The 17,290-nt window shown below is 50.9% G+C and carries 16 protein-coding genes; 8 read left to right on the top strand and 8 right to left on the bottom strand.

The genetic code is table 11. From position 1 onward, the window contains the following. Nucleotides 1-8: 8 nt before the first annotated feature. From pyk to LKD71_RS03100, 3 genes are read right to left on the bottom strand one after another with little or no spacing between them, the layout of a single operon-like run. Nucleotides 9-1,442 carry a pyruvate kinase gene (gene pyk, locus LKD71_RS03110; RefSeq protein ID WP_227614305.1) on the bottom strand — a complete coding sequence of 478 codons (1,434 nt, stop codon included), beginning with the start codon at nucleotides 1,440-1,442 and terminating at the stop codon, nucleotides 9-11. Between the two features lie 12 nt (nucleotides 1,443-1,454). Beyond that, nucleotides 1,455-2,300 (bottom strand): rhomboid family intramembrane serine protease, encoded by an 846-nt coding sequence (locus LKD71_RS03105; RefSeq protein ID WP_227614304.1) that lies wholly within the window; start codon nucleotides 2,298-2,300, stop codon nucleotides 1,455-1,457. Nucleotides 2,301-2,336: 36 nt separating this feature from the next. After that, nucleotides 2,337-3,278 (bottom strand): magnesium transporter CorA family protein, encoded by a 942-nt coding sequence (locus LKD71_RS03100; protein WP_227614303.1) that lies wholly within the window; start codon nucleotides 3,276-3,278, stop codon nucleotides 2,337-2,339. A 208-nt stretch (nucleotides 3,279-3,486) separates the two neighbouring features. Between LKD71_RS03100 and aroC the strand changes: the two genes are divergently transcribed. Next, nucleotides 3,487-4,590, top strand: coding sequence for a chorismate synthase (gene aroC, locus LKD71_RS03095; RefSeq protein WP_227614302.1), 1,104 nt, complete (start codon nucleotides 3,487-3,489; stop codon nucleotides 4,588-4,590). 44 nt (nucleotides 4,591-4,634) lie between these two features. On the opposite strand, the gene LKD71_RS03090 is transcribed toward aroC, so the two are convergent. Next, on the bottom strand, nucleotides 4,635-5,705 hold the full coding sequence (locus tag LKD71_RS03090) for a lactonase family protein (RefSeq protein WP_227614301.1): 1,071 nt from the start codon (nucleotides 5,703-5,705) through the stop codon (nucleotides 4,635-4,637). A 273-nt stretch (nucleotides 5,706-5,978) separates the two neighbouring features. On the opposite strand from LKD71_RS03090, the gene LKD71_RS03085 reads away from it, so the two are divergent. Genes LKD71_RS03085 through LKD71_RS03065 form a run of 6 tightly spaced genes read left to right on the top strand, consistent with a single transcriptional unit; the run spans nucleotide 5,979 to nucleotide 11,221 of the window. After that, the gene (locus LKD71_RS03085) at nucleotides 5,979-6,518 is read left to right on the top strand and encodes a helix-turn-helix domain-containing protein (RefSeq protein ID WP_227614300.1); all 540 of its coding nucleotides are present in this window, start codon (nucleotides 5,979-5,981) and stop codon (nucleotides 6,516-6,518) included. A gap of 26 nt (nucleotides 6,519-6,544) precedes the next feature. Continuing rightward, nucleotides 6,545-7,618, top strand: coding sequence for a spermidine/putrescine ABC transporter ATP-binding protein (gene potA, locus LKD71_RS03080; RefSeq protein WP_227614299.1), 1,074 nt, complete (start codon nucleotides 6,545-6,547; stop codon nucleotides 7,616-7,618). Beyond that, on the top strand, nucleotides 7,590-8,429 hold the full coding sequence (locus tag LKD71_RS03075; protein ID WP_227614298.1) for an ABC transporter permease: 840 nt from the start codon (nucleotides 7,590-7,592) through the stop codon (nucleotides 8,427-8,429). The genes potA and LKD71_RS03075 overlap by 29 nt, the downstream gene beginning before the upstream one ends. Beyond that, a complete protein-coding gene (locus LKD71_RS18665; RefSeq protein ID WP_331466370.1) occupies nucleotides 8,430-9,242 on the top strand; it encodes an ABC transporter permease in 813 nt (270 codons plus the stop codon). Nucleotides 9,243-9,262: 20 nt separating this feature from the next. Further along, the gene (locus tag LKD71_RS18660) at nucleotides 9,263-10,330 is read left to right on the top strand and encodes an ABC transporter substrate-binding protein (protein WP_331466369.1); all 1,068 of its coding nucleotides are present in this window, start codon (nucleotides 9,263-9,265) and stop codon (nucleotides 10,328-10,330) included. Then, nucleotides 10,331-11,221, top strand: coding sequence for an RluA family pseudouridine synthase (locus tag LKD71_RS03065; protein ID WP_227614297.1), 891 nt, complete (start codon nucleotides 10,331-10,333; stop codon nucleotides 11,219-11,221). It abuts the gene before it with no gap. 6 nt (nucleotides 11,222-11,227) lie between these two features. Here the strand turns inward: LKD71_RS03065 and LKD71_RS03060 are convergent, their stop codons facing one another. From LKD71_RS03060 to pepV, 4 genes are all read right to left on the bottom strand, one after another. Next, entirely contained in the window at nucleotides 11,228-11,731 is a 504-nt protein-coding gene (locus LKD71_RS03060) for a heme-degrading domain-containing protein (protein WP_227614296.1), read from the bottom strand. Between the two features lie 83 nt (nucleotides 11,732-11,814). Continuing rightward, entirely contained in the window at nucleotides 11,815-13,662 is a 1,848-nt protein-coding gene (locus LKD71_RS03055) for an ABC transporter ATP-binding protein (protein WP_227614295.1), read from the bottom strand. Beyond that, complete coding sequence (locus LKD71_RS03050) at nucleotides 13,662-15,383, bottom strand: ABC transporter ATP-binding protein (RefSeq protein WP_227614454.1); 1,722 nt, start codon at nucleotides 15,381-15,383, stop codon at nucleotides 13,662-13,664. Before LKD71_RS03050 ends, LKD71_RS03055 begins: the two co-directional genes overlap by 1 nt. Nucleotides 15,384-15,512: 129 nt before the next feature. Further along, nucleotides 15,513-16,880 carry a dipeptidase PepV gene (pepV, locus tag LKD71_RS03045; RefSeq protein WP_227614294.1) on the bottom strand — a complete coding sequence of 456 codons (1,368 nt, stop codon included), beginning with the start codon at nucleotides 16,878-16,880 and terminating at the stop codon, nucleotides 15,513-15,515. A gap of 149 nt (nucleotides 16,881-17,029) precedes the next feature. Here pepV and LKD71_RS03040 point away from each other — a divergent pair. After that, a partial coding sequence (locus tag LKD71_RS03040; protein WP_227614293.1) for a hypothetical protein occupies nucleotides 17,030-17,290 on the top strand: 261 nt, incomplete at its 3' end.

The following is a 17,290-nucleotide window of genomic DNA, read 5'->3' as shown; positions in this document are numbered from 1 at the left end:
GTTTCTACTTATTTTACTACTACTACATTCATCATATTGGTCATGCTCTTGCCGTCTACATCGTTGGTAGCCGCATCACCGGCAGTAAAGACAACCAGATCGTCCTTCTTTACTTTTCCTTTTTCCTTCAGGACTTTTAGGGAATTTCTCATAATCTTGGTGGAAGACTCTTCCATCATTCCCTTGTAGGGATAAACGCCCCAGTAAAGCTGCATCCGTCTCATGGCTCTGTCATGAGGAGAAACACCGTAGATCGGCATTTTCGGACGGAAGTGCGCGATCAGGCGGGCCGTCTGGCCGTAGAAGGTCGGAGTGATGATACAGTCCGCATTCAGCGCAATCGCTGTGGAAACGGCCGCATAACCCACTGCCTCGGAAATACCGCTGCTCACCTTGTTTTTTGCCTTCATGAAATGGGTGTCGTAATCCAGATGCTCCTCCGTGGTCTCGGCGATCTTCGCCATCATCTTCACGGATTCCAGCGGATATTTACCCATGGCAGTCTCACCGGAAAGCATAATCGCGTCGGTGCCGTCGTAGATGGCGTTTGCCACGTCTCCGGCCTCCGCTCTCGTCGGTCTCGGGTTGCGGATCATGGAATCCAGCATCTGGGTCGCCGTGATGACGGGTTTGAGATGCTCGTTGCACTTGGCAATGATCCGTTTCTGAATGTAGGGAACCTCGTCAGCCGGGATCTCTACTCCGAGGTCGCCTCTGGCCACCATAATGCCGTCGGCCTCCTCCAGGATCGCATCGATGTTTTCCACACCTTCCGCATTCTCGATCTTGGCAATGATCTGCATGTGCTTGCCGCCGTTCTCTTTTAAAAGGCTGCGGATCGTACGGATGCACTCGGCGCTCCGCACAAAAGAAGCTGCAATGAAATCAAAGCCCTGGGTAATACCAAAAAGGATATCTTCTTTGTCTTTGTCTGTCACATCAGGCAGGCCAACGCTGACGTTAGGCACATTGACGCCCTTTCTCTGTCCCAACTCGCCGCCATTGGCTACCTGACAGACGATCGCGTCCGCTGTGATCTCTTTTACCGTCAGCCCGATCAGACCGTCGTCAATCAGGATCGTGTCTCCCGGTTTTACGTCCTTGGAAAGTTCCTGGTAAGTGATGGAGGTGCCGTGCTCGTCGCCCTCCTGCTCTGTTAAGTACAGGGAAAACTCGTTTCCCGTCTCCAGGTTCACTTTTTTTCCGTCTTTTAAGAGGCCGGTACGGATCTCCGGTCCCTTCGTATCCAGAAGCATGGCGATGGGCAGATCCAGCTCATCCCGAAGTTCCTTTAAAGTTTCTATTCTCTTTTCGTGCTCCTCGTGGTCTCCATGAGAGAAATTGAATCTGGCCACATCCATTCCGGCCAATATCATGTCACGAAGAAGGTTTCTGTCGCTGGTGTTAGGTCCCATGGTGCATACAATTTTCGTTTTTTTCATAATCCTTTCACCTCACTGTTTTTTATGGACATGCTGGTGGGTAAAGAGATGATCCTGACAGTACTCGTAATTTCCGTCACACTTGGAGCAGTAACGGAACTCCAGATCGTCCCCGTCCAGCTCGGTCCGTCCGCACACAGCACATTTGTGCATAGGCTGTCTGCCGTTTCCGGGCTTTGCGGTGTCCATCTGGCGTTTGAAATCCTGCTTTCTCCGGATCTCCTTCGGAGAAACTCTGCGGTAATCGCGAGTCATCAGGAAGAAGACGATGAAATTCAGCAGAGAAGCAATGATCGCCACTTTACCGACCCAGCTGCTCTTCACGAAGGAATATACGATGAAAAAGCCGTACAGGATACCCATCCATTTCATCTTGATAGGGATGAAAAAGTACAGCATGACTTGCATATTCGGATAACTTACAGCAAAAGCGAGGAAGATCGACATATTAATATAGTAGGTACTGAAAAGGGCATTGCCGAAAAGCACGTTTCCTCCGAAAATCGCATAGAGGAGAAAAGCGCCCAGAACCGTCGAGATCATTCCCATGAAAATGTAGACGTTGTAACGGAAAGCTCCCCAGGTCTGTTCCAGACTGTTTCCAAGAGAATAATAGAAAAACAGCATAATGATGGTAAAAATACCCGGTGACTCCGGCGGAATCAGAATCCAGGTCACCAGTCTCCAGATCTGACCGTGCAGAATATAATAGGGCTCGAGAGTCAGATAGCTGAAAATACTGGCAGGAGCAAAGAAGTATAAAAGATAGCCTGCCACATAAAGAGCAATGATATAGGCAGAAAGATTATGGATCGCATATCTGCCAAACTTTCTTTCCATTTTATTCAGAAAATTCATATCGGTTCCTTTCTGTAAAACTGTTTTGCCTCAGGGTCAGAAGAGATCTTTCTTGGAGCAGATCAGCGCCACCACAAGGCTTAAAGCCAGAGAGATCAGGATAACGATCAGGAAACCGTCATGACTGACGGAAAACGGGATTCCGCTGAGATTCAGGTTCATTCCGTAAGCGCTGAATACCATGGTGGGAATCGCCATGACGATAGTTATCGTTGTCAGAAATTTCATAACGCCATTGACATTATTGGAAATGACCGACGAGAAGGTGTCCATCATGCTGTTGAGGATACCCGTATAAACATGGGCCATCTCGATGGCCTGCTTGTTCTCGGTGATGACATCCTCCAGTAGATCCGTGTCCTCCGGATATTTCTTGATACTTTCCACTTTCAGAAGTTTCTCCAGCACCACCTCGTTCACCCGGAGGGAGGTGGTGAAATATACCAGAGATTTCTGCATCTCCAGAAGCTCGATGATCTCCTGATTCTTCGGTGAACCGTGAAGTTTCTGCTCCATGACCTCACTTTTTTTATCCAGAATACGGAGGTAATGCAGGTACATGCTGGCATTCCGGTAAAGGATCTGCAGGATAAAGCGCGTCTTCTTATAGGTAAAGAAATTCCTGACTCTCCCATCCATAAAAGCATCCAGAACAGGAGTCTCTTCCAGGCAGACCGTAAAGATCATATCCTCCGAAATGATGATACCCAGCGGCACCGTGCCGAACCAGTCCTTCTCATTTCGTTCCTCGATGACAGGAATATCTACCAGGATCAGGGTGTAATTATCTTCCACCTCAATACGCGATCTCTCTTCTTCATCCAGAGGTGCCCGAAGATCATCCTGATCAATATGATATTTGTTGGCTGTTTCCAGAATTTCTGTAGCCGTGGGATTGGCAAGCACCACCCAGCAGCCCTCAGACGCTTCATTCAACTGATGAATATGCCCGTCTATGGTCCGGAAAATCTTTATCATGATTCCATAACTCCTTTCGATCATCCGCAAAACAGACAATCCATCGAACGCTTCTTCATGGCATTACTATCGCCATTATATGTTTTTCGCCCTTCTTTGTCAATCACAGCCCTGATTTTTTTCAAAAGATTTAAGAAACCTTGAAATCTTTTTTTCTTTCCATTATAATCGTTTCATACGACTAAATATTATATAAGGAATGATGATTATGTCAGGTTCAACTTATGGAACTATTTTCCGTATCACCACCTGGGGCGAATCCCACGGTGCCGGCGTCGGCGTGGTTGTGGATGGCTGCCCGGCCGGCCTCTCTCTCACGGAGGCTGATATTCAGGTCTTTCTGGACCGGAGAAAACCGGGGACCAGCCGCTACTCTACCCCCCGGAAGGAAGGCGATCAGGTAGAAATCCTCTCCGGCGTCTTCGAGGGAAAAACCACCGGAACTCCCATCTCCCTCCTCGTGCGGAACACCTCCCAACGCTCTGCCGACTACAGCGAGATCGCGAGCTACTACCGTCCGGGTCACGCGGATATGACTTATGATATGAAATACGGTTTCCGGGATTACCGGGGCGGCGGCCGCTCCTCTGGAAGAGAGACCATCGGCCGGGTGGCTGCCGGAGCCATCGCCGTCAAGATTTTAAACAGCTTAGGGATTCAGCTTTTCACCTACACCCGCTCCATCGGCCCGGTAAAAATCCACCCAGAGCGTTTTCAGATCGAAGAGACTTCCCTGAATCCCCTCTGCATGCCCGACGCAGCTGCTGCCCAGGAGGCTTCAGAATATCTCGACGGCCTTATGAAGGAGGGCGATTCCGCCGGCGGTGTCATCGAATGCATCATCCGCGGCATGAAGCCCGGCGTGGGCGATCCCGCCTTCGAAAAGCTGAACGCCAACCTCGGAAAAGCTATTCTTTCCATCGGAGCAGTCAAGGGTTTCGAGATCGGCGACGGCTTCGCTGTGGCCAGAGCCCGCGGAAGCCAGAATAACGACCCCTACGCCTATACCTCTGACGGAACCCTCGAAAAGCTGGCCAATCATTCCGGCGGCATCCTGGGCGGCATCAGCGACGGCAGCGATATCATTTTCCGGGCTGCCATCAAGCCCACGCCCTCCATCTCCATGGAACAGGATACAGTCAACAAGAGCGGTGAAAATATCCGCGTCCGGATCAAAGGCCGTCACGACCCGATCATCGTTCCGAGAGCTGTTGTCGTGGTGGAAGCCATGGCCGCCATCACGCTTCTCGATATGCTTTTTGCAAGCATCCCGTCCCGTATGGACAATCTGATCCGTTTCTTTAACAAATAAAATGGACATGTCGCCGGTAGGCGACATGTCCATTTTATTTGTTATTAGTCTGTAAATTCTCCGACCTTGGAAATCAGAATGCAGTTCGGTGTTTCGATGCGGATGGGTTTTCCTTTCATGACCATGAGGCCTTTCTCGTAGTCCACCTGGAAAAAGCGAATCTCGTTGGACTCGTGATTTAAGACCACCAGCGTCTTTTCATCCGGGAAGACTGCCACATCCTTGGGGTACTTGCCACTGATCGGAAGTATGCAGATCTTCGTAAGCTTGCCGGTCTCGTGATCGATCTTAAAGATTCCCACAGTCTCCTCTCCCGCTGTAGAACAGTAGAGATAATCGCCGCTCGGGGAAATCTTCAGAGCGGAAGCGGCCTTCGCGCTTTCGTCGTTGTCCAGATAAGTCGGAACTTTCTGAACCAGCTCGAACTCCGGCAGCCGTCCGGAACCGTCATAAGTATATACCAGAATCTCGTTGCTGTGCTCACAGATCACATAGGCAAACTTGCCGTCGCGGCTGAAACGAATCCAGCGGGGAGCAGATTCCAGCTCACAGCGGAGAATATCCACCATTTTCAGGCGGCCGGTCGTGGGATTGACCGTATAGATATTGATATGGTCCACGCCGCTGTCCACGACGCAGAGGAACTTGTTGTCCGGTGTGGGCATCACACAGCTGATATGGGGCCGGAAGTTTCTCTCTGCCACGCTGCCGAGACCTTTATGGAAAATGCCGTCCATGACTCTTCCCAGTCTTCCGTCACTGTGGGTGTGTACCACAGTGACTTTTCCGTCGTGGTAGCCGCCCACAAAGAGGAATTTTCCTGCCTTATCGGTGGAAAGGAAACAGCCTCTCATGCCATCAATCCCCACTTTATTGATCGGGGTCAGGCCGCCGTCGGCTCCGATCTTCATCACAGCCACTCCCTCATCGGCGATGGAATAGAGATATTTGCCGTTGTTGGATTTGGCGATATGGGAAGCGTTGTTTACCGGCACCACATTCCGCTCGGTCATGTAGCCGTTCTCCACATCCAGATCGTAGACATGGATGCCAATGCTGCTTCCATGGGTGTAGGTGCCCACATATGCCACATATTTATCGTTACTGTTGTACATTTTCTTGTCCTCCTGCTTCTCGATTCTGTTAAAAACGGACAGAAAGATTCCGTTTCTTCGCACATTTTTCTTTATTTTACCATAAACCTCCCTTTTTGTTAATAGAAATTGCGTATGTTTTTTACAAAAATGTGGTTGACATTCTGCGCGGATTCTGTATAATCATTGTTTAGTGCAACTAAACTTGAAGTTTAGAATTACATGGATGCAAAATTGCGTGAGCTGCTTCGAGCGAAGCAATTTGTCTGTATTCCTTAAGAAGAAGGTGACTATATGGAGATAGGCAAGAAGATCAAGGACCTCAGGATCGCCAAGGGTCTGACCCAGGAAGAGCTGGCAGACCGTTCCGAACTGTCCAAGGGATTTATTTCCCAGCTGGAGCGGGATCTGACCTCCCCTTCCATCGCTACTCTGACAGATATCCTGCAGGTCCTGGGCAGCAGCCTTAATGAATTTTTCTACGAAGCTCCCGAGGAGCAGATCGTTTTCAAAGCCGAAGATTACTTCGTTAAAACCGATCCTGAGCTGAACAACACCATCGAGTGGATTGTTCCCAACGCTCAGCGGAACATCATGGAACCCATCCGCCTGACTCTCGGGCCCGGCGGCACCACCTATATGGATCTTCCTCATGAGGGAGAGGAATTTGGCTATGTCCTTACCGGAACGGTCACAATCCATATCGGAAATAAGAATTATAAAGCCAAAAAAGGGGAAACCTTTTATCTGATCCCCAACAAGAGTCATTACCTCAAGAACCCCAGCAAGACGCCGGCCCAGGTTCTCTGGATCAGCTCTCCCCCGAGCTTCTAATCAACCACGAAGGAGAAAAAACGACCATGAGCAAACATCTCATCGATTTACAGCATATTTCCAAATCCTACGACGGCCAGATGGTCCTGGACGATCTGAATCTCTATATCCGTGAGAATGAGTTCCTCACGCTCCTCGGCCCCAGCGGATGCGGAAAGACCACGACGCTGCGCCTCATCGGCGGCTTTGAGACCCCCGATCAGGGCCGGATCATCTTTGACGGCAAGGATATCACTTCCCTTCCGCCAAACAAACGACAGCTGAATACCGTTTTCCAAAAATACGCCCTTTTTCCCCATATGACCATCGCCGAGAACATTGCCTTCGGCCTCAAGATCAAGAAAAAAAGCGACGCCTACATTCAGGATAAGATCAAATACGCTTTAAAGCTCGTAAACCTGGACGGTTTTGAAAACCGGAATCCGGATTCCTTAAGCGGCGGCCAGCAGCAGCGTATCGCCATCGCCCGCGCCATTGTAAACGAGCCAAAGGTCCTGCTTCTGGACGAGCCCTTAGGCGCTCTGGACCTGAAACTCCGTCAGGACATGCAGTACGAGCTGATCCGCCTGAAAAATGAACTGGGTATCACCTTCATCTATGTCACCCACGACCAGGAGGAGGCCCTCACGATGTCCGATACCATCGTGGTCATGAACCAGGGTTACATTCAGCAGATCGGCACTCCTGTGGATATCTACAATGAGCCGGAAAATGCCTTCGTCGCCGACTTTATCGGAGACAGCAACATCATCGACGGCATCATGCTGGAGGATAAACTAGTGGAGATCCTCGGCGTCAGATTTCGCTGCGTGGACACCGGCTTCGGCCAGAACCGCCCGGTGGACGTCGTGATCCGTCCCGAGGATGTGGATCTCGTCAAACCCGAGGAAGGCATCATCGACGGCGTTGTCACCCATCTGATCTTCAAAGGCGTCCATTATGAGATGGAGGTCATGGCAAATGGCTACGAGTGGCTGGTACACAGCACCGACTGTTTCCCCGTAGGTACGAAGGTTGGCATTTCCGTGGATCCCTTCGATATCCAGATCATGAACAAACCGGAATCTGAAGATGAGGAGGCTGCCAATATTGAAAACTAAAAACAAAGCTCTCCTGGCCGGTCCTTTCCTCGTCTGGACCGTAGCCTTTATCGCGATTCCACTCCTCATGGTGATCTATTACGGCTTCACCGGGGATGACGGAAGCTTTACCCTTGAAAATGTCAAGCGGATCCTGGCCCCCCACTATCTCAAATCCCTGTGGCTGGCCCTGCTCCTCTCTCTGGTAAGCACCGTGGCCTGTCTTGTCATGTCCTATCCTCTGGCCATGATTTTAAGCAAATTAAAAGGAAACAAGAGCCAGCTCATCGTCCTGATCTTCATCATCCCGATGTGGATGAACTTTCTGCTTAGGACCATGGCCTGGCAGACCCTGTTGGAGAAAAACGGCGTCATCAACACCGTGCTCCGTTTTCTCCATCTGCCCACCTTAAGGATCATCAATACTCCCTACGCTATCATTCTGGGTATGATCTACAACTTCCTGCCCTTCATGCTGCTTCCTATTTATAATAGTCTCATCAAGGTAGACTTAAGCGTGATCCAGGCAGCCGAGGATCTGGGGGCAAATAAATTCCAGACCTTCACGAAGGTTATTTTCCCGCTGACTCTTCCGGGAGTCATAAGCGGTATCACGATGGTGTTCGTGCCCGCCATGACCACTTTCGTGCTCTCCGACCTTCTGGGCGGAAGCAAGATCCTGCTCATTGGAAACGTCATCGAGCAGCAGTTCAAACAGGTCAACAACTGGCACATGGGAAGCGGACTCTCCCTCGTGCTGATGATCTTCATCGCCATCAGTATGGCCATCATGAACAAATACGACAAAGAGGGAAAGGGGGCGTCATTCTAAATGAAAACACTGAAAAAAGTCTGCTCCAATATTTATCTGGTCTTTATTTTCGTGCTTTTGTACGCGCCCATCCTGACACTGATGGTGCTCTCCTTCAACCAGTCCAAGAGCCGGGCCCGCTGGGGCGGTTTTACCACCCGCTGGTACACCGAACTTTTCCAGAATGAAGAGATCCTTCTGGCCTTTCGAAATACGATGGTCATCGCCTTTCTCTCCGCTCTAATGGCCACCCTCATCGGCCTCTGCGCCTGCATGGCCATGAACAATATGAAAAAACGCTGGCGTTCCCTTTTCATGGGCATCGCCAACATACCCATGCTGAATGCAGAGATCGTCACCGGTATCTCCCTGATGCTGGTTTTCCTGGTCATCGGAAATTTCCTTTCCCATTTTGACCGGGAGCTGCCCTTCGGCTTCTGGACCGTGCTGATCGGACATATTACTTTTAATATTCCCTACACGATCTTAAGCATCATGCCGAAGCTCCGGCAGACCAGCCGCTACACCTATGAGGCCGCCCTGGATCTTGGAGCCACCCCATTTTACGCTTTTTACAAAACCACCCTTCCGGACCTGATGCCCGGAATCCTCTCCGGTTTCCTCCTGGCTTTCACGATGTCCCTGGATGATTTCGTCATCACCCACTTTGTAAAGGGAGCCGGTTTTGACACGCTTTCCACCAAGATCTATACAGAGGTAAAAAAAGGCATCAAACCGGAAATGTATGCCCTTTCCAGCCTGCTTTTTCTCGCCGTACTGATCCTTCTTCTGCTCTCCAATTACCGCCCGAAGCGCAGAAAGAAAGCTGACTAATCTGAAAAGGAGCCATCGCCATGAAACGTTCGATTGTACTGGGAGCCACACTCCTTCTTGCCGCTCTTACCTTTTCCGGCTGTAAAAAAGAAGATCCAGCAGATGCCGCCACCTCCAATTCCCTGGTGGTCTATAACTGGGGAGAATATATCGATCCCGATGTGCTGGATGAATTCGAGGAAGAGACCGGCATTTCCATCATCTATGATGAATTTGAGACCAACGAAATCATGTACCCCAAAGTGGAAGCCGGCGCTGTCGTCTACGATGTCATCTGTCCCTCCGATTATATGGTGCAGAAAATGATCGAAAACGACCTTCTGGAGCCGTTGGATTACGACAAAATCCCGAATATTTCCAACATCGATCCGGATTATCTGAAATCCGCCGAGCAGTTTGACCCCGGAAACCGCTACTGCGTCCCCTATTGCTGGGGTACCGTGGGTATCCTTTACAACAAGACCATGGTAGACGAACCCGTGGACAGCTGGGATATCCTCTGGGATGAGAAATACAAGGATGAAATTCTCATGCAGGACAGCGTCCGCGACACCTTTGCCGTAGCCCTGAAACGTCTCGGCTATTCCTTAAACTCCACCGACAGCAAGGAGCTTCAGGAAGCCGCCGATTCCCTGAAGGAACAGAAAGATCTGGTTCAGGCCTATGTGGTCGATCAGGTCCGCGATAAAATGATCGGAAACGAGGCCGCTCTCGGCGTCATCTACTCCGGAGAGGCCATCTACACCCAGAGAGAAAACCCGAACCTGGAATATGTGATCCCGAAGGAGGGCTCCAACGTCTGGATCGACGGCTGGGTCATCCCGAAAAACGCCCGGCACAAAGAAAATGCCCTGAAATTTCTGGATTTCCTCTGCCGCCCGGAAATCGCCCTCAAGAATTTTGAGTACATCACCTATTCCACCCCGAACAAAGCAGCCAGAGCCCTTATCGAAGACGACGATATCCGCAACAGCACGATCGCTTTCCCCACAGCGGACATGCTGAAAAACTGTGAGACCTACACTTATCTTGGATCGGATATGGATTTTGAGTACAATGAGCTCTGGAACGAGGTAAAAGCATATTAAATGGAACGGATTTTTGAATATCAGATCACCGCTGCCGAGGAAGGCAGAAAAATCGGAGATTTTCTCCGAGAGAAGGGATATTCGAGACATCTGCTTCGGCAGCTCAAAGAGACAGAAGACGGCCTTTTGAGAAACGCTCAGCCAACCTTTACGACAGTAGCGTTAAAGGCCGGCGACCGGATCCGGGTCCGTCTTCTGGAAAAAGCAGAAGGGAGCGAGGCGATCATGCCCGCTCCCCTTCCTTTTGAGATCGTTTATGAGGATGAGGACCTGCTGGTGGTCAATAAGCCCGCTGACATGCCCATCCACCCTTCTTTTCAGAACCACGGAAACACCCTGGCCGATGCCCTCACCTGGCATTATCAGCAGCACGGAGAGGATTTCGTCTACCGCTGTATCAACCGGCTGGACCGGGACACCACAGGCCTTCTCATCGTCGCCAAACACCTGCTCTCCGCCTCCATCCTTTCCGATATGGTCGGAAAACGGGAGATTCACCGAGAATATCTGGCCATCGTCAAGGGAATTCCCCCTGAAAATGGCACGATCTCCGCTCCAATCGGCAGGAAAAAAGGCTCTGCCATCCTGCGGGAGGTCAACTTTGAGACCGGTGAACCGGCCGTGACCCATTTTGCACGACTGGAGATTCGAAATGGTCTCTCTCTGGTTTCCTTAAAGCTGGAAACCGGCCGGACTCATCAGATCCGGGTTCATATGGGCTATATCGGCTGTCCCCTGATCGGAGATTATCTCTATTATCCCGAGTGCAGCCGGATCAGCCGCCAGGCGCTCCACTCCCACCGCCTTTCCTTTCTTCATCCCATAACAGGAAAGGCCCTTTCCTTTACCGCTCCGCTTCCGGAGGATATGGAAAAGGCCTTCTGGTCATAAATTTTTTCAGGAAAGGATGTCGCCCCGGATTCTCGGCACTTCATCGATATGCAGATATCTGCTCACACATTTCACAATAAAATCGTGGTCGGAGACATGGTCCAGACCGGACACCAGAATGGCTCCGATCACGCCCACTTCTTCCACCCGAACCGGGAAACCGCCGCCGCAGCAGGCATATTCTTTTTCATCCAGGAAAAGATTTTCCATGGTCTCTTCGTTCTTCCGAAGCAGCATGTAGGTATAAAGGCTGCTCTTTTCCAGTGTTTTCACGGTGTTGAATTTTCTCCGGAGCCAGTTTTCATTGTGAAGGTTCGTGCCGTCTCCCGCATACTGGAATACGGTATATCCGTTGTTCAGGCGGATGCTGATGACCACTGGCATCTTTCTTCGTCTGGCCTCTGCCACCATGATATTTCCAAGTTCCCAGGCATCCTCATTGGTAAAATGATTAAACTGCAGGATCTCTTCCTGCATCTCAAGCATTGCGATCAATTCTTCTACTGTCATATTCATTCCTCCCAGATGTTTCTGTCATCTCTAATACTACACTTTTTCTGCTCAGGATACAAGCCTGAATATTCTGATTTGTTTTAATCCAGCTCCACTTTTCCTGTATATAACTGATAATAGCGCCCTTTTTCTTCCAAAAGCTCCTGATGATCCCCTCTCTCGATGATCTTTCCCTTTTCCAGAACCAGGATGGCCTTGGAATTTTTCACTGTGGAAAGCCGGTGAGCGATGACGAAAACCGTCCGGTTCTCCATAAGGGCATCCATGCCTTTCTCGATGAGAGCTTCCGTGCGGGTATCGATGGAGCTGGTAGCCTCGTCCAGAATCAGCACCGGAGGCCGGGAAATCGCAGCCCGGGCGATCGCCAGAAGCTGCCGCTGGCCCTGAGAAAGGTTACTTCCGTCGGCATAGAGCATCGTGTCGTAACCCATTGGCAGACGGCGAATAAAGGAATCGGCGCTGGCCACTCTCGCCGCCTCACGCACCTCCTCATCCGTGGCATCCAGCCGGCCGTAGCGAATATTTTCCATAATCGTTCCGGTAAAAAGATGGGTGTCCTGAATCACCATAGAGAGAGACCGGCGAAGATCATCCTTCTGAATCTTACGGATATCGATACCGTCGTAGGTGATCTCCCCCGACTGGATCTCATAGAAGCGGTTCACCAGATTGATGATCGTCGTCTTTCCGGCACCTGTGGAACCCACGAAAGCGATCTTCTGTCCCGGCTTGGCAAAGAGACTGATGCCATCCAGAATCCGCCGTTTCTCCGTGTAGCCAAAGACCACGTCGTGAAAACGCACGTCTCCTTTTAAGGGAATCAGCTCCCCGTTTTCTTTTTTCCAGGCGTAGGAACCGCTGTAGGAGTCGGTCTCTTTCAGACCGCCTTCCGGCATCTCTGTCACCTCGCAGAGCATCACTTTTCCTTCGTCGATCTCCGGCTCCTCGTCCATGATCTCAAATATCCGTTCCGCACCGGAAAGGGCGGAAAGGATGAAATTCAGCTGCTGGGTGAACTGGTTCATCGGCATGGCGCTCTGGCGCACATAAACCAGATAGGAAGCCAGACTTCCGAGATCCATCCGTCCTGCGATCGCGAAGAGACCGCCCATGCAGGCGGAAGCCGCGTAATTAAAATAGGAAAGGGCCACGATTGTGGGAACCGTCATTCCCGAGTAGGACAGCGCCGCCGTGGATGCCTTCCGGAGCTTCTCATTTTTCTCACAGAAGGTTGCAAAATTGATGGCCTCATGGTTGAAGACTTTCTCCACCTTCTGGCCGGCCACCATCTCCTCCACGAAACCGTTGAGTTCTCCCATGGCCGCCTGCTGCTCGTTGAAATAACGCTTGCTCCGTTTGCTGTTATACTTGATGAAGGCAAACATACAACTCAGGAAAAACAGCACGATGAGAGACAGCGGCACATTTAAGACCATCAGCATCGTGACGGTTCCCGTCAGCACCAGGAAACTCTGAATCATCATGGAAAAGCTGTTATTCAAGGCCTCCTGGATCGTGTCCACATCATTGGTGAAACGGCTCATCATTTCCCCGTGGGTATGGGCGTCAAAATAGGTGAGCGGCAGTTTCTGCACATGAGAGAAAAGATCCGAGCGGATCTCCGCCACCACCTTCTGGGCCGTCCGGGACATGAGCTGGCCATAGCCGAAGGTGGCCGCCACTCCTGCTCCATAGAGGATTCCCATAAAAATCAGCATCCGGATCAGCCCCGGCACGTCTCCCGAAAGGATGTATTTATTGACCACCGGCTTCACGAGATAGGTGCCGAAAATATTAGCCGAACTGCTGATGCAGACCAGCACAGCCACCAGAGCCATGGACCACTTATGGATCCCCATATAATGAAGCATCCGTTTTAAGGTCTTTTTCGTATCTTTCGGTCGTTTGTAACCCACATACTTTGCCATCAGAGCGCCCCCTTTCTCTGGGATTCGGCGATCTCCCGATAAATTTCACAGGACTTCATCAGTTCCTCATGCGTGCCGGCAGCCTCCAGTTTTCCATCGTCCAGCACCAGAATGAGATTCGCCTGCTTCACGGAGGAAATCCGCTGGGCAATGATGATCCGGGTCATATGAGGCAGTTCCTCCCGAAGCCGCTTCTGGATTTCCACCTCCGTGGCCGTATCAACAGCGCTGGTGGAATCATCCAGAATCAATATTTTCGGTTTCTTCAGGATGGCCCGGGCAATACAGATTCTCTGCTTCTGTCCGCCGGAGATGTTGCTTCCGCCCTGACCCATCTCCGTATCAAGGCCGTTTTCCAGCCGGTCCAGAAATTCGTCCACCCGGGCGATGCGGCAGGCCCTTAAGAGCTCCTCATCGGAGGCCTCCGGATTTCCCCAGAGAAGATTTTCCCGCAGACTTCCGGAAAACAGCGTGTTTTTCTGAAGCACCATGGCCACGGCATCTCGAAGATGGGCGAGACTGTACTCCTCCACCGGCACGCCGTCCACCTTCACGATTCCTTTTGTGGCTTCATAGAGCCTTGGAATCAGCTGAACCAGCGTTGTCTTGGCCGCTCCGGTCTGCCCCACAATCCCCACGGTCTTTCCAGCAGGAATCTCAAAGCTCACATCGGAAAGTACATATTCCTTCGCCTCTTTCCGGTATTTGAACCAGACATGATCGAAGGTGACGCTTCCTTCGGTGACTTTTTTCTCCTTCGATCCATGATCTTTGATCTCCGGCTCTTCATCGATGACCTCCAGAACACGGCGTCCTGAAGCCAGGGAGCGGGTCAGCATCATAAAGACGTTAGAAATCATCATGAGGGAGTTTAAAACCTGGAGCACATAGCTTAAAAATCCCGTGAGCTCTCCCACCTTCATGCTGCCGATCCGGATCTGTTTTCCTCCAAACCAGAGGATCGCCAGGATTGTGGAGTACATAACCAGCTGCATGGCCGGCATATTTAAGACTGCCAGCCGGAAAGCCCGCTCGGAAATTGTCTCCAGGTTATCGTTGACCTCCTCAAATTTTTCGATCTCATAGTCTCCCCGGACGTAGGATTTTACGACACGCACCGCCGTTAAATTCTCCTGCACAATCCGGTTCACGAGATCCATGGCCCCCTGCATTTTCCCATACAAGGGGCGCACATGGCGGATGATCTGAAAAAGCAGCACCGCCAATATCGGCAGGGCCACAAAGAAGACCACCGCCAGGGAACGGTTGATAAAAAAAGACAGGCCCAGAGCCAGCACCATCATAAAAGGCGCTCTGCAGGCCGGACGCATGCCTGTAGAAACAGAGTTCTGGATCGTGGTCACATCCCCGGTCAGTCTCGTGATCAGAGAAGAAACCCGAAAATGATCCATGTTTCCGAAAGAAAATTCCTGGAGCTTCTGGTATTCCGCCTTCCTCAACTCCGCTCCCAGGCCCTGGCCGCAGATAGCAGAAAATCTGGCGCTTGCGATACCAATGGCCAGCGCTGCCAGCGCACAGAACACCATCAGGGCTCCCCGCTGAAAAATATAGGTCTTATCGCCGTTTGCCACACCCACATCCACCATATCTGCCATGATAAAAGGCACAATGAGCTCAAAAAAGGTCTCCGCCACAATACAGACAGCCGCCAGAATCCCGTATTTTTTATAAGGTCCGATATAAGAAAATATCCGTCTGATCATCTCAATTCCTTTCTCTTATTTTTCAAAAAAGAATCCGCCACGGCACGCTGAAAATCAGAATGCCGCGGCGGATCACTATCCCCTACGGTCTGTCCGCCAGATTCGCAAGGCTTTTTTCATTTGTTATCAGTCTTTCTGAGCCAGCTCATACATCGCTGCTGCTACGATCTGGCAGGATTTCATCATCTTGTCGATCTCGACAAACTCGTTCGGCTGATGGATGGCGCTGCCCTGTCCCGGGAATTCCGGTCCGAACGCAACCATGTTCTTGAAGGCTTTCGCATAAGTACCACCGCCGATTGCCAGGGGCTCCAGGTGTTCGCCGGTCTCCTCTGCATAAACCTTGCAGAGCTTCTTGATCAGCGGAGTCTCTTTGGAGATATAAAGGATCGGGGTGATTATGCAGCGAAGAACGCCCATGTCCTCTTTCTTAAGAGCAGCTTCCACATTGGCGCTGACATCTGCCACAACTGCGTTCTTCGGATAGCGGATATCCAGGGTCAGGCTCATCTCCTCGCCGTCGTAATTTACAACGCCAAGGTTTACTGTAGTCTCGCCGGTCTCGTCATCCTGATAGTAGATGCCAAGAGTCTTACCGTTGGTCTCGCCGTTCAGCTCGTTTCTCACAAAGTTGATCATGTGCTGGAAATCGCCGCCGAAATCAACGTCTTTGACTGCCTCAAAGAGACGCTCTGCTGCGTTGATACCTTTCTCCGGAGTGCTTCCATGAGCGCCGAAACCGTCTGCCTCAACGATAGTGTCGTTTCCTTCTTTATGTACGCGGACACCTTCCACTTCAGCTACCGGAATATCGCCCTCTACCACCAGTTTGCAGTAGGGAGTTACCACGTTGGCTGCGATGCCGCCGTGGAAAGATTTCACTTTGATCTTGCCCGGATCGGTGATTTTCTTGCCTACCAGCATGTTGTGAGCGCCTTTCTCACAGAAGATCAGCGGATAATCGCCATCGGGGGTGAAGCCCAGAGTCGGAAGCTCTCCGCCGTTCTCGATATAATAACGAACGCAGGAAGAACCGTTCTCCTCATCAGTACCGAAAAGGACACGGATACGGCGGTTGATCGGCAGGCCCAGATCGCGGATCGCTTTCAGTCCGTAGATGGCGCCGATGGTCGGTCCCTTATCGTCCTGCACGCCACGGCCATAGAGTTTACCGTCGTGGATCTCTGCTCCGAAGGGAGGATAAGTCCAGCCTTCGCCCACCGGAACAACGTCCAGATGACCCAGAACGCCGACCATCTCGTCGCCCTCACCGAACTCCACATAACCCACACGGTTACCCACGTTTCCGGTCTTGAACCCCAGGCTCTCGCCCAGCTTCAGAGCGTAATCCAGAGCTGCACGGCAGCCTTTTCCGTAGGGAGCTCCCTCTTCCGGAGCAGCTTTTACACTGTCGATCTGTACACAGCCCTGAACGGCTTTGATAATTTCATCCTGCATATCCATAATCTTTTCATTAAGCTTATCGTAACTCATTTTGTCAAACCTCCTGGTTTTCTTCTACTATTTGAAATTTTAACACCGCCCATAGGTAAAGTCAAGGTTGTCTGCCGCGATGTTTTTTGATAAAATGTAACTATTCAGAGACAGATAGATTTCCGGTCAAAAGTGTGAGTCATGCTTGCATGAACGAACACTTTTGGCTGGAAATCTATATGGCGAGAAGCCACAGCGAGATGCAGCGAAGCAGAATCGAGCTGGCAGAGACAGATAGATTTCCGGTCGAAAGTGTGAATCATGCTTGCATGAATGAACACTTTTGGCTGGAAATCTATATGGCGAGAAGCCACAGCGAGATGCAGCGAAGCAGAATCGAGCTGGCAGAGACAGATAGATTTCCGGTCGAAAGTGTGAATCATGCTTGCATGAATGAACACTTTTGGCTG

The sequence above is a fragment of the Fusicatenibacter faecihominis genome (genome assembly GCF_020686945.1).
Lineage (GTDB): Bacteria > Bacillota > Clostridia > Lachnospirales > Lachnospiraceae > Limivivens > Limivivens faecihominis.
Note: the sequence above shows the minus strand (reverse complement) of the source record. Positions and strands in the feature narration are given on the sequence as shown.